The following is a 13878-nucleotide window of genomic DNA, read 5'->3' on the forward strand; positions in this document are numbered from 1 at the left end:
GAAAATTAAGCCAGCTCTCCTGAATCACACCTTTGAACGAAAATCGATAAAAATCACGAAATCTGCTCGCTATCTGGGGTTTATGGAGGGCTTACAGAGTGATAACGACCATGTCATCAAGTTGACTCATACCTGCTATGAACAAAACCGGATTTATCCATCTCCGTTGTATCTTGCGACCATAATCAGGCTGTTGTCCAAAACTGATTAATCTATCTTGTGGATTTCTCAACACAAGTTTTTTAGGATACATTCGACCCGATCTTAAAAGTAATTTATGCGGATTCCTGAGACTGGATTCTGATCTGCCGTCCAATATGATTTTCAGACAGTCGATTCCCTGCACCAAATAACTGGTCGCGCAGTGTGCCGCCGATATATTGGTTACGATAGCGTCCGCGTTTTTGGAGCTCGGGTACGATGAAATCAACCACGTCGGCCATACTGTCATGTGACACAGCAAACGCCAGATTGAAACCGTCTATCCCGGTTTCTTCTACCCAATCGATCAGTTGATCGGCGATTTGCTGTGGGCTACCGATCAACACCGGACCACGTCCGCCAAGGCCGATAAACTCTGCCGCTTCTCTCACTGTCCAGCGACGTGTAGGGTCAGCCTGGCTGAATGATGCTAATGCCGATCGGCCGGCATCGTTTTCCATATATTCAATTGTGGCATCCGGGTCATATTTACTAAAGTCCACACCAGTCCAGCCCGACAGCAACGCGAGTGCTGCGGTAATGTCGATATGACTGCGGTAGTCGGCATATTTGGCTTGGGCTTCTTCTTCGCTTGCGGCTGTGATGATCAAGGCCTGGGCGTATATCAAAATGTCATCGGCATTGCGTCTGGCTGCTAGTGTGGCAGCGCGCAAGTCTTGTACATAATGTTTGACTACCGCTTTGCTGGGTCCGCTGACGAAAACGCATTCGGCATGTTTGCCTGCAAAATTTTTACCGCGTCCCGATGTACCAGCCTGGAATAACAAGGGAGTGCGCTGGGGCGAAGGTTCACACAAGTGGAAACCTGGCACCCGATAGTTTTCTCCATGATGATGAATCGCGTGAACTTTGCTTGGATCGGTAAATATGCCGTTGACTTTATCGCGTACGACAGCATCGTCTTCCCAACTTTGTTCCCAAAGTTTGTATACGACTTCCATATATTCTTCTGCGATGTCGTAGCGTGCATCGTGACCAATCTGATGTTCTAATCCCAGATTTCGTGCTGCGCTGTCAAGATAGCCGGTGACAATATTCCACGCAATCCGTCCTTTGCTCAAATGATCCAGCGTCGAGATGCGGCGAGCAAATGAGTAGGGATGTTCATAGGTCAGTGCGCAGGTCACTCCAAAACCCAGGTGCCGAGTGGCATGCGCCATCAGCGGCACCAGTGCTAAGGGATCATTCAGCGGAACTTGCACACCGCCACGCAATGCTGCGTTGGCATTCGATTGATAGACGTCATAGACACCAAGTACATCGGCTAAAAATAGTCCGTCAAATAAGCCACGCTCTAGCAGTTGCGCCAGACAGATCCAATGCTCTGGATCTGTGTAACGATGGGACTGGTCACGTGGATGTGTCCAGAGACCTGGCGACTGGTGCCCGACACTATTGATTTGAAATGCGTTAAACCGGATCTGCTTTGCCATGACTGATTATTTCGCACTCACAGTGACAGCCTGCTGATTTAAGCGGCTTTGATTCAATGCTTGCTGATAGTCTGTTTTAACAAAGCCAGCAAAGTGCTTGTTAGTGATCTCAAGAAATTCACGTGAACGGTAGGCGTCCGCTAAATCCTGAACCCATTTACTTCCTTTATCGGCAGTACGCACTGCGACTAGATTTTGGTAAGTCGCGGAAGTTTTTTCTAATGCGAGAGCCTCACTGATTTTGAGCCCCGACGCAATCGCAAAGTTACCGTTGATGAAAGAGTAGTCCGTGTCATCCAGTGAGCGCGGCAGTTGCGCTGCCTCTAACGGGACTAGTTTGATCTTTTTGGTATAGGACGCGACATCTCTTTCTGAGACGCGTATTGGGTCATAGCCTACGCGCAATTTCAGCCAGTTTAATTGTTCCAGCACGACCAGTGCTCGCGCTTGATTAGTCGGGTCATTTGGCAGCGCCACGGTTGCGCCATCTTTGACTTCATCCAGCGTTTTATGTTTTTTACTGTAGATCGCAATCGGTGCAGTGGGTACTTTGATGACTTCAGTCAGCGCCAATTTATTTTCAGTAGAAAACTTGGTCAGATAAACGATATGCTGAAAAACATTCGCATCGAGTGAGCCCTGTGCCAGTGCGAAGTTAGGTTGGATGTAGTCATTAAATTCGACAATCTTTACCTGATATCCTTTTTTCTCTAGGATCGGTTTGATACCTAATTTGACTTGATCCGAGTAGGGCCCCGCAGTTGCACCGATCACGATTTCTTTTTTTTCTTGTGCCAATGCGAGTGGACTAAATATGGTCGTTACCGTGATCGTAGAGCTAATGGCAACACTAGCGAATAAGCCCAAACTAGAGCGACGGCGATTGGATGAAGAGAGTGACATGGAAATTCCTCTTGATAAAAATTTTAGGTTCTTAGGAAGCAAACATATTGGGAATAAATAATTCAGAAACAGGATACTGCGTGCTTTCGATCAACAGCGTGATGAACGACGATGAGGAGCGACGATGACGAACACCACTGGAGCACCAAAACTCAGATGATTTAATCGCTGGTATTGGTTCATTTTCAATATACTCCCCATCATTTTTATAAAATATGCTCTATTGTCCAATGATTATATGGGAAATTAAAATTACTCCTATCCAGTATATATTTTTGATATGCTTAGAGAATCATAGAAATCAGCATGCGCTAGACAATTAGAGCGCTCAGCGATGATCAATATGTCGCGCAACTGTGTTGCCGACAAACTGAATTATTTGTACCAGTACCACCAAAATAGCGATGGTAAAAACCATCACGTCGGTTTGAAAACGGTAGTAGCCATAACGTATCGCCAGATCGCCGATACCGCCGCCACCCACCACACCTGCGACGGCGGAATAAGACAAAAAGCTGATCGCTAATACGGTAAATCCCAGTACCAGACCAGACCTGGATTCCACCAGCAAAACGCGCCATATAATTTGTAATTCTGATGCGCCAATGGCGTGGGCTGCCTCGATCACACCGCGCGGAATCTCACGCAAGCTTTGTTCTACCAACCGGGCAAAGTAAGGAATGGCAGCAATCGACAATGGCACTGCCGCCGCAGTCGGGCCAATTGAGGAGCCTACAATCGAACGGGTAAACGGCACCAACGCGACCAGCAAAATAATGAAGGGAAAAGACCGCACCGTACTCACCAGCCAATCCAGTACCGTAAACACCGGACGGTTAGCCAGCGATTGCCCCGGTCCGACCAGGTATAACAAAATACCCAAGGGACCACCAATTAGTACCGCCGCGCTCAGGCCAATGCCTAGCATCAAAAACGTTTGCGCGATAGAGATCCAAAGCTCAGGCAAGATATTCAGAATATTCTCAGACATGTGCTAACTCACGTGGCTGCTGAACTTGCAATCCTTGCCTTTGTTGCTGCTCTATTTGTTCAGGGCGATTGAATTGGGATAGCGCCTGCTTTTCAGCACGTTCTTGTTCCAGAATACTTCGTGCAAATTTGGCGTAATGCACTAGCTCTTTCCCCAACGCTGTTTTGCGCGGTGTGATGTTATCGGCGAGTGCAAATTGCTCCGCGATGGAACCGTTTTCTATCACCGCGACGTGCTCGCATAACTCATGGACAACCGACAATTCATGCGTGACGATTACAATCGTGACGCCGAGGCGTGCATTGATATCGCGCAGCGTCGCCAACAATGCACGCGTAGTTTCGGCGTCTAAGGCAGAGCTGGGTTCATCACATAACAAGACTGTTGGGCGGCTGGCCAGTGCGCGGGCAATCGCTACACGTTGTTTTTGGCCGCCTGATAATTGTGATGGATAGCTATTGGCTTTGTCTGCCAGATCAACCAGAGACAAACATTCTTGTACACGCTCTGCGATTTGCGCACGGTTTAGTCCGCCATGGATTTTTAAGGGCAGGGCAATGTTCTGAAATACACTGGCATTCTGCAATAAATTAAATTGCTGGAAGATCATACCGATGGACTGACGCGCTTTCCGTAATGCCGATTTATCCAGTGCGGTCAGATCAACATGGTTGACTGTAACGGTTCCGCTATCTGGTCGCTCCAGTAAATTGATCAGACGCAGCAAAGTTGATTTGCCTGCGCCACTTTTTCCAATCAGACCAAAGATATCGCCAGAATGTATTTGTAACGACACGTCTTTGACTGCATCAAACTGTTTACCTGCAGGCAGCGCAAATGATTTTGATACCTGATCAAGCTGAATCACGAAGTCTTTTTCAAGCGATTGCTTGCTGACGTGCGTGCCGTTTGCCGTTGTTGCAAGCTTGGCGAATTTGGTCGCATCAAATAGTGTAGACAATTGAGACATGAGGGGCGTCCTGATCACGAGTAAGGTGTAGGCTCTGGCAAACTGCCGCTGAGAACATAGCGACCCAGATCACGCAGTTTGTAATCGATAGGGTCGTGCAATGTGTGTACACGGACGTTGCGCCAGAAGCGGTCGCAGCCATAACGTGCACTCGTCGAGCGTGCACCAGTGATGTCAAACATTTGGCTAGATACTTCCAGTCCGGCTTGATGCGACAGGCATTTGGCTTCTGCCACGCTGATCGCCAGCTCACCACGATCCTGCACCGTGATTGCTTCTCCTTTATTCCAGACACGTTGCAGGTGCTCCGCTGCCTGATCCGCCAATGCAATTGCAGGGCGCAGTAATAACCAGAGGCTGCCAAAACGATGCTGAATATAGGGATCATCAACCGTGCTTTGCACGCCGGAGGCAAACCAGGGGCGTGCTTCATCACGGCTGTATCGTCTGGCTTCATCAAAAGCGCCTAAGCCTATGCCCAAATACAGATTGGTCATGATTAATTGTGCGACCTGTGAGCGCACACTGGCTTGTGCTGTCGCCGCTGTGCCGGGCGCTAGCAAAATCTCTCCCTTGTGCAAAATCACATTGGTAAAGACTACATTGCCGCTATCAGTCTGGCGCTGACCAAACGCATCCCAGTCGGGATTGATCTGGATGCCGCTACGATTGCTCGGTATCGCTGCAATCAGAGGACTTTGGCTGGCTTCATGCCATGCCGATATGGTGAGTAAATCCGATCCGACCGAACCAGAGGAAAAACTTTTAATGCCGTTAATTTTGTATTCGCCGTCGCTAGTTTCAGTGATTGCTTCAGTCGCCGTGTCAGCAAGCGTGTGAGCAACAACACGTTTATCCAATGGATTTAAGGCATTGCCCCAAAACCAGCGGTTGTTGACCGTGTTGGTGAAAAAAGTACGTTGCTGCGTTTTATCGCCATACAGCTGCACGCCCGCCAGTTGCAGATGATGGAACGCAAACACATGCGCCAGCGCGCTATCGACTTTGGCTAAGTCACGAATGGTTTGAAAAATCTGCGGCCAGGGCGCACCTAAGCCGCCGTATTCTGCCGGAATTGATAAAGTGAGTAAGCCACTATCGCGTAGTAATTCTCTTTCTGCAGCTGCATGTCCACCAGCCCGGTCGCGCTCGACGGCAGTTGCTGCTAGTGTTTTTGCGATTTCTGCTGTGACGGCAGAGACTTCAAAGAGCGAACTTGCATGAAGATGGTTTGGCACGCCAGCACGCAATGTTGCTGACGCTAATGGTGCCGAAGTTAATATGCTTGGCTTTAATGGTGCCGATGTTAAGGCAGAGTGAGATGAGTGGGGCATAGCATTCTTTACAGATGTCAATGCCAAAATTATTCCATTGTGTCCGCCGCAGTAAAACGAATCATTTCAACTTTAGTTATGCGAATTCTGGATTCGACCGCCTGTTTCATTCTGTTGTCAAGGTTTTCGAGGTGGTGAATATAGGTATTGTTTTTATTGACAGTTCAAAAGAAACTTTGCAGAGTGTGGTCTGTTGTTGCTTAACCCCATAATGTTTTGATTCCTGAAATTGGTGCTTGAATTTCGCTACGGAATCACCTATTGTGCAACGCACCAAGAATAACAAGGTACACAATTGGCTAATTTATCAAATAATCAACACGAAAAAAGCACAATGGCGGGGCTAACGCTGGCAGCAGTCGGCATTGTCTACGGCGATATTGGCACCAGCCCTCTTTACACGATGAAAGAGGTGTTTTCAAAAGAACACGGTCTACCTCTGAACGAAGCCAACATTTTTGGCGTGGTATCGCTGATCTTGTGGGGATTGTTCATCATCGTTGCGATTAAGTACGTCACCCTGATTTTGCGGGCGGATAACCGGGGCGAAGGTGGGATTATGGCGCTGACCGCATTGGCGCTGGAATCGGTTGGCAAAGCCTCCAGATGGCATTTTTTACTCTTTGTGATTGGTTTGTTCGGCGCTGCGCTGTTTTATGGCGATGGTGTAATTACTCCCGCGATCTCTGTGCTATCAGCGATTGAGGGGCTAGAGGTTGCTACCCCCGCATTTTCTCCTTATGTGGTCCCGATTACTTTGGTGGTGTTGATCGCTCTGTATGCGGTGCAAAGCAAAGGATCTGCGGGTATTGGTAAATGGTTCGGTCCGATTATGGTGATTTGGTTTGTCGCCTTGGCTGTGATGGGCGTAATTAATATCATCAAAATGCCAATGATTCTGGGTGCGTTAAGCCCGTTGCATGCAGTACGTTTTTTAGTGTCTAACGGGTGGCTAGCATTTTTAGCACTAGGCGCAGTAGTGCTGGCATTTACCGGTGCTGAGGCTTTGTATGCAGATATGGGACACTTTGGCCGCAAGCCAATCAGAATGGCGTGGTTTATGGTGGTGTTTCCTGCGTTGGGTCTAAATTATTTAGGGCAGGGCGCATTATTGATCGTCACGCCGGACGCTGTTAGCAATCCGTTTTATCAGCAATTGGGTGCCTGGAGTGTTTATCCTTTAGTCGCTTTGTCTGCTGTTGCTACTGTGATCGCATCACAGGCAACTATTTCTGGTACTTTCTCCATGACTAAGCAGGCGATTTCTTTAGGTTTTATGCCAAGAATGAAAATCGTCCACACGTCATCGCAAGAGATCGGTCAAATTTATATCCCTGCGGTCAACTGGTTGCAGTTATTGGTGGTGGTGGCAGCGGTAGTCGGTTTTGGTAATTCTTCTAATCTGGCGTCTGCATACGGCATTGCTGTTACTGGCACGATGTTGGTGACGTCGATCTTAACTTTCTTCGTGATCCGTTACGGCTGGAAATACAATCCGATTCTTTGCTTTGTCGCTACCGGATTTTTTACGACGATTGATCTCGCATTTTTCTCGGCCAATGGCTTGAAATTCTTCCACGGTGGCTGGTTCCCTGTCGTATTGGGCATCATCATGTTTACCGTAATGGTGACCTGGAAGCGTGGTCGTGAGCTGGTATTTGACAATCTGAAAAAGCATGCGATTCCGCTGGAGGCGTTTCTATCTTCCTTATTCGTATCACCGCCTGTGCGGGTCGCTGGGACCGCCATCTTTTTGCGCGGCGAGTCCGACGGCGTGCCTCATGCGCTGTTGCACAACTTGTCGCACAATAAAATTCTGCACGAACGGGTTATATTTTTAACTTTGCATAACGAGGATATTCCTTGGGTGCCGGCCTCAGACAGAGTCAAAGTGACTGATCTGGGTCATGATTGCTACCAGATTGATGTGTTTTACGGTTTTAAAAATGAACCGGATATCCCCAAAGCGCTGGATTTATGTGAACCATTTGGGCTGACATTTGAGCGGATGGAAACTTCTTACTTCATCGCGCGCCAGACGATTATTTCAAGACCGAATAGCGGTATGGCCTTGTGGCGCGAATGGCTATTCGTCATCATGTCTAAAAATTCACGTGATGCAGCAGATTATTATCAAGTACCAACTAATCGCGTAATTGAAGTCGGTTCTCAGGTTGAAATTTAAACTACTTTAGTTTGCTGAGAGCCTCAAAAACGCTTGAAAAATAGCGTGGGGGCTTATCAAGCGAATTTGGCTATGCTATACTTTCGTTTTTCGCGGCTGTAGCTCAGCTGGATAGAGTACTTGGCTACGAACCAAGGGGTCGTGGGTTCGATTCCTGCCAGCCGCACCAGATTCAAGGGACTAGATGCAAATCTAGTCCCTTTTTTCTTTGGTGGATTGGGTTCATGCGGTTTTTGGGAGATATTCTTCTTAGAACTCTAATTTGCTTCCTCGTTATCATTTTTGATTAGTTGATATTTTATAAATGTCATCTTTAGACGATCAATCAATCAAACATAGCTCCACTCAAAATATAAATGCGAATCATTATCATTTATTGATGCAATAACTTCTCATTTACCCGTGAGGAGTTATTTCATGTCACACAAAACCAACTATGTAGAATGTCGCCAGACCTTGGTCGCTGCCAGCGATGTAGGTCATGTGACGACTTGTCCCGAGTGCGGACATGTGCATTTGAATTTGCGAGCGGTGACGGTCAGATTTGAATTAGATGCTTTTCGTGAACTGACCGAGATGCTGAGTTTTGCCCAAAAACGTTTAGATGTTGATCCAGCTTTGCACGATTCTGAATCGTCTGAATCTCGGGTACTTGCCACTGACGGTGGCAATAACATCAGACATTAACGGAGGGTAGCTCATGTGCGAACTAGGTAAAAAAGCGAATAAGCCAGTAAATCTGAATTCTAGCCCGAACTCCAGCCCGAATTTCAACCTCAATTCCAACCTCAATTCCAACTCAACTTCAAACGCTGATTCCAGTCCAATTGATATCGATACGATTTCTCAACGTTTGGCTGCGAAGGGATCGCGTCGCCGTCGCTTATGGGAGTTGCCATATCATGCGTTATGTCCTGTTATCGGGGTTTGTTTGTCCATCACGGTCTTGCGTCGTCTGGTGGATAAGGCATTAGGTGGGCAGACGGTTGCTGATGATTACGAATTACATTGTGGTGCGATAGCTGACTGCAAATTTCGCACGGCGATGACGGAGCGTTTGCAGGCAGAGTTAGAGCGCCGTTACGCGATTGCTTTGCGTCAGTCATCACAGATTAAGACAAGCGAGGCGCTGTCTGCCTGGTGGTCGCAGGGACAGCACAGCGCAGATGTTGCTGGCGTATTGTGGGCAACGCTGACTCATGCGCGCTGCGATAATTCTTTAGAAGAACGGGTGTTAAGAGAAATCCATATGCTGCAACATCAGGTTGGCACAGCTGATCGTGTTAGCAGCCGACGTTTTATTGAAATGCAGGCTGATTATGAACACGCTAGCAAAGAGTTGGCCGCCCATCAAGAGCGCAATACCCGAATCATCGCCGCCAAAAGTGCCGCCATTGAGCAATTGCAAACCGATCAAGTGCAGTTGCATGCCAGCTTGATTGGCAAAAATACGGTGATCGCCAGTTTGCAAGATCAGGTCAAGGAGCTGGAAGCGGGCTTCCCTGATTTACGTGCAAGACAAGAGCAAGCACGTCATATCGATATGCAAATCGCACGCATTCATGATTTAGAGAAGCAGCTCGCCAGCATGCAGCGGCAGCAATCCCAATTGGAGCAAGCTCAGCAACTCCATCAACTGCAGCAACTGCAGCAAAAAGCAGAGGCAGATATGGCAACCTTATTATCTGATCGCTCAGCACAGTATGAAGCGAGTAATACTGCCGCTAATTTACAAAATCTTGGCCTACAAAACCGGTCGATATTATGTGTTGGCGGACGTCCGAACATCGTCCCGATGTACCGACAAATGATAGAGCGTACTGGTGGACATTTTTTACATCATGACGGTGGTGATGAAGATAATGCCTCTTTACTCGGCGCTAGTCTTGCGGCCGCCGATTTAGTTATTTGCCAAACTGGTTGCGTCAGCCATGGTGCGTACTGGCGAGTTAAAGATCATTGCAAAAGAACAGGCAAACCCTGCGTGTTTGTTGAGAAACCCAGCGTTAGTAGCATGGCACGCTGCCTTAAGGATATCCAGCTAAAAAGTCAGCCTAATCAATCCAATCAAGCAGTTAAACACAGCCGATCAGTTGGCTACCAAGATGAACAGCTAATCTCAGAAGTCCAGAATGACGGCACAGGCGGCGAATGATGCGATCCACACTACAACATAAAGAGACACAGGTGGTTGAGCGAACTTGCGATCAGGATTTAAAAAATCTTGGCTTAAAAAGTACCATTCCGAGGCAAAAAATATTAGAGGTGATACGCACTAGCAAGCAGCGCCACCTCAGCGCGGAGGACGTGTACCGACGCTTGCTGGAGCAAAACGCGATGATCGCCTTAGCAACCGTTTACAGAGTGTTATCGCAATTAGAGGCAGCGGGAATTCTGGCGCGCAATGTATTTGAATCAGGTAAAGCGATTTATGAAATTAGCGAGGGCGGTCATCACGACCACCTGATTTGCCTCGACTGCGGCACGGTGATTGAGTTCGCCGACGATGTAATTGAATCGCGCCAATTACAGGTTGCCCAGACACACGGATTTCAATTGCTTAGACACCGGTTAGCGCTGTATGGAACCTGTCCGGCATGCTGCAAGATTCACCATACTTAAGCCGCCATACTTAAGCTGCCATGCTTAAACCATCATCATTCCAGGCTTAGCTTGTTTAAGGACTGAGTTAGTGTAATCGGGTGCTCAATCAGAGCGCGGCATTTACCCATTTCATTACCCGACTTAATTATCGAATTATCCGTGTGCATTAAATTACATAAAAATATACTCATTGCAGTATATTTTTATGTCCAATAAATCATTGGACGTAAAGGATGTATTTGGCATATACCCCCTCATTTTTACTTATTTCAAAGTGAGTGAATACGCTATTCAGTCGATGTCAGCCATCAAATAGAACAATAAAACGACCACCGCGGAGAAAGCGACTGACTTGGCGAAGATGTGCTAAATATGCAACATAACTACAATATTGACGAGTTTGCAAGGTTTTTGTTGCTCTGAGTCTCTTTTACTGTGTGCGCCTATGGCATAATTAAATAGCAAGCTTATTGTTAGGCAATACAAACGATGCGCCTGACAAAAGACCATAAAAAAGCTTGATGTCTAAGTAGTCGCCCCATCCAAACAAAAGCGAACTTCATTTCACCTCCACTTAAGGTTTTAATCCATGCAGAATCTATTCGATCACTCTTGTGACAGGTTTCTGGGCGTCTGTTTTGAGACGACTGCCATCAATAATTATGATAACAACGTCGCAATGATTAACCTGGCAAACGAGGTGGCATGATGCAAACCAATACGGATTCCTCAAAAGTCTCTTTAAGTTTTACCGGAACAGGCGGCGAATATTTTCGTATCTGGATCGTCAATCTTTTACTGACCATCGTCACCTTGGGCATTTATTCAGCCTGGGCTAAGGTAAGAAGAAATCATTATTTTTATTCGAGTACCCAGCTTGCAGGGGCTAGTTTTGAATATCACGGTAATCCGATTGCGATTTTAAAAGGTCGTATTGTGGCGTTTGTTTTTGTAACGCTGTATCACTTTGCTTTTAAGTTTTCTACCGGTTTCGGCTTTTTGATGTTGATTGCGCTAAGTGCAGTGATGCCTTGGTTGCTCTGGAAAAGTCTGCAATTTAAACTGTACAACTCCAGTTTCCGCGGTGTGCGTTTTGGTTTTCGTGGTACCGCCAAACAGGCTTATATCAATTATTTAATGTGGCCATTTTTTGCCTTGATCAGCTTGTACACCCTGGTACCTTTGGTGCATCAACGGATTAAGCAGTTCCAGCATAATGAGAGCCGTTTTGGTACAACGCATTTTTCTTTCGATGCAAAAATATCGCGCTTTTATCTGAATTATTTAATCGGATTTTCTATTTTTATTGCGGGTATTATCGTGATATGTCTAGCATTTTCGGCACCAATCGCGGCGGTAATTGCAGCTAAACAGGCAGGGCAGTTTGCGCCACATCTAATAGTTGGTCTGATTGGGTTGGTATTTTCACTTTATTTTTGGTTGTTCGCGATTGTTCCCTTGTTTTTAAGCTTGATACAGAATCTGATCTGGAATCACACTAAGCTTGGCAATCGACAAATGTATAGTCATATGAAGTGGGGACGTGTCACTTTCATTTATCTCACGAATTTGCTCGCTATTGTTTGTACCTTGGGTTTGTTTATTCCCTTCGCTCAAATACGTATGATGCGTTACCGTCTGGAATCTATCTCGATTGAAATTGGTGATGGTTTAGACCAATTTGTAGCCGACGAAGCAGCGCAGGTTTCTGCTACCGGTGAAGGTATGGCGGATTTATTGGACTTTGATTTATCTTTATGATGCCTGTTGCAGCAAATTATTTTGATGGCAAAACATCGCGTGCCCACCACGTCTATTTAGATGTGGTCGGGCAGATTGCGCAGTTGACTGGCGATGTACAACTAGAGTGCTCCCTTGATCAATTGCGTGTCTCAGAGCGCACCTCCAATAAGGTGCGTAAAGTTACCTTCCCTGATGGTGCTTACCTCGAAGTAAGCGATCCAGAAATGTTGGCAGCCTTAGCTAATTTATTGTCAGCCACCGGGCATAGTGACAGCCTGATCGTACGCATGCAACAAAGCTGGCGTGCGACCTTGATTGCTGTTGTCAGTACGGTGGTGTTGATTAGCTTGCTGTATGTTTATGCCTTGCCTGCAGCTGCAAAAATAGTCGCTTTTGCTCTGCCAGAAAAAGTAGAGCGGGCTTTAGGCGATGGTGCGCTGACATTTTTAGATGAGCATTTTTTTAGTCCTACGAAGCTTTCTGTGGAAAGACAAAATGAACTGAGTACACGCTTTGCTCGCCTGCGTCCAGTTGAAGACGATAGTCCAGCTTATCGACTATTATTTCGCAAAAGTAAAATTGGTCCCAACGCACTGGCCTTGCCATCGGGCGAAATTATTTTGACCGATGAGCTAGTTAATTTATCTCATAACGATGATGCAATCATGGGCGTACTAGCGCATGAACTGGGGCATTTGCACGAACGTCACTTAAGCCGCCGGGTGATACAAAGCTCAGCCGTTGCCGCCGTTGCCGTCGCCTTGTTTGGCGATGTTTCTACCGCTGTTGCCAGCTTGCCGCCTTTGCTATTAGATTTAAAATATTCCCGCGATGCCGAGCGCGAAGCGGATGCTTATGCCTTGGCGATGTTGGAAAAAAATGGTATCAGCTCCAATGCGCTAGCAGATTTATTTGCCGATTTAGAAAAAAATCATAGTGCAAGTAATCCTTACTTATCCAGTCATCCAAGTAGCGCAGAGAGGATTATGTTTTTGCGTAAAGGCGATCAAGATGGAAGCAGGCTAAACAAAACAGCGCAATAAATCATTGAATAATTAGCATAGTATTTTATTCATTTGGAAATGTAGTAAGTCCTGCTTTAAATTAGTTTTTGATACTTAATTTTGGTGATGCTAGCCATTATTACTGCAATGTAGAGGATTTTTGCCACCGCTTAGCTTTGTATTTCTCAATTGCTATGCTATAGTGTCGATCTTCGCGGCTGTAGCTCAGCTGGATAGAGTACTTGGCTACGAACCAAGGGGTCGTGGGTTCAATTCCTGCCAGCCGCACCAGATTCAAGGGACTAGATGCAAATCTAGTCCCTTTTTTCTTTTGTCCTAAGGATTTTGTGACCCATTTGTTCACTCAATGCTTGAATACCGTGTTGCCTGGCCCTGTCCAAATCAGTTCCGCGATTTATCCATTTAAGGCATGCAAGCAATTTAAATACCCAACACGTTTAAACACTTAATTAAACACTTAAAAGCCGA

Annotated in this window: 11 protein-coding genes, 2 tRNA genes and 1 pseudogene; 9 read left to right on the forward strand and 5 right to left on the reverse strand. The window is 46.6% G+C overall.

Annotation, left to right across the window (positions count from 1 at the left end):
- Positions 1-211 (forward strand): annotated as a pseudogene (locus AAKU64_RS15505) (hypothetical protein); the annotation flags it as partial.
- A gap of 64 nt (positions 212-275) precedes the next feature.
- Here the strand turns inward: AAKU64_RS15505 and AAKU64_RS15510 are convergent.
- The 5 genes from AAKU64_RS15510 to AAKU64_RS15530 form a co-directional block, all read right to left on the reverse strand.
- Positions 276-1655, reverse strand: a complete 1380-nt coding sequence (locus AAKU64_RS15510; RefSeq protein WP_354362394.1) for an LLM class flavin-dependent oxidoreductase — start codon at positions 1653-1655, stop codon at positions 276-278.
- Between the two features lie 6 nt (positions 1656-1661).
- Positions 1662-2558 (reverse strand): MetQ/NlpA family ABC transporter substrate-binding protein, encoded by an 897-nt coding sequence (locus tag AAKU64_RS15515; RefSeq protein WP_354333007.1) that lies wholly within the window; start codon positions 2556-2558, stop codon positions 1662-1664.
- Between the two features lie 328 nt (positions 2559-2886).
- Positions 2887-3549 (reverse strand): methionine ABC transporter permease, encoded by a 663-nt coding sequence (locus tag AAKU64_RS15520; RefSeq protein ID WP_354333008.1) that lies wholly within the window; start codon positions 3547-3549, stop codon positions 2887-2889.
- Positions 3542-4519: a methionine ABC transporter ATP-binding protein gene (locus AAKU64_RS15525; protein WP_354362395.1), complete on the reverse strand. Its 978-nt coding sequence runs from the start codon at positions 4517-4519 to the stop codon at positions 3542-3544. The genes AAKU64_RS15520 and AAKU64_RS15525 overlap by 8 nt, the downstream gene beginning before the upstream one ends.
- 14 nt (positions 4520-4533) lie before the next feature.
- Positions 4534-5853, reverse strand: coding sequence for an acyl-CoA dehydrogenase family protein (locus AAKU64_RS15530; RefSeq protein WP_354362396.1), 1320 nt, complete (start codon positions 5851-5853; stop codon positions 4534-4536).
- Positions 5854-6187: 334 nt separating this feature from the next.
- On the opposite strand from AAKU64_RS15530, the gene AAKU64_RS15535 reads away from it, so the two are divergent.
- From AAKU64_RS15535 to AAKU64_RS15570, 8 genes are all read left to right on the forward strand, one after another.
- A complete protein-coding gene (locus AAKU64_RS15535; protein WP_322121562.1) occupies positions 6188-8038 on the forward strand; it encodes a potassium transporter Kup in 1851 nt (616 codons plus the stop codon).
- 92 nt (positions 8039-8130) lie between these two features.
- Positions 8131-8207 (forward strand) — tRNA-Arg (locus tag AAKU64_RS15540).
- Positions 8208-8455: 248 nt separating this feature from the next.
- The gene (locus tag AAKU64_RS15545; RefSeq protein WP_322118531.1) at positions 8456-8725 is read left to right on the forward strand and encodes a hypothetical protein; all 270 of its coding nucleotides are present in this window, start codon (positions 8456-8458) and stop codon (positions 8723-8725) included.
- A 13-nt stretch (positions 8726-8738) separates the two neighbouring features.
- Positions 8739-10193, forward strand: coding sequence for a DUF2325 domain-containing protein (locus tag AAKU64_RS15550; RefSeq protein ID WP_354333012.1), 1455 nt, complete (start codon positions 8739-8741; stop codon positions 10191-10193).
- A complete protein-coding gene (fur, locus tag AAKU64_RS15555; RefSeq protein WP_354333076.1) occupies positions 10193-10660 on the forward strand; it encodes a ferric iron uptake transcriptional regulator in 468 nt (155 codons plus the stop codon). Before AAKU64_RS15550 ends, fur begins: the two co-directional genes overlap by 1 nt.
- 687 nt (positions 10661-11347) lie before the next feature.
- Entirely contained in the window at positions 11348-12403 is a 1056-nt protein-coding gene (locus AAKU64_RS15560) for a YjgN family protein (RefSeq protein WP_354333014.1), read from the forward strand.
- The gene (locus tag AAKU64_RS15565; RefSeq protein ID WP_354333016.1) at positions 12400-13428 is read left to right on the forward strand and encodes a M48 family metallopeptidase; all 1029 of its coding nucleotides are present in this window, start codon (positions 12400-12402) and stop codon (positions 13426-13428) included. Before AAKU64_RS15560 ends, AAKU64_RS15565 begins: the two co-directional genes overlap by 4 nt.
- Positions 13429-13603: 175 nt before the next feature.
- Positions 13604-13680, forward strand: a tRNA-Arg gene (locus tag AAKU64_RS15570).
- Positions 13681-13878 lie beyond the last annotated feature (198 nt).

The sequence above is a fragment of the Undibacterium sp. GrIS 1.8 genome (assembly GCF_040544445.1).
Lineage (GTDB): Bacteria > Pseudomonadota > Gammaproteobacteria > Burkholderiales > Burkholderiaceae_D > Undibacterium.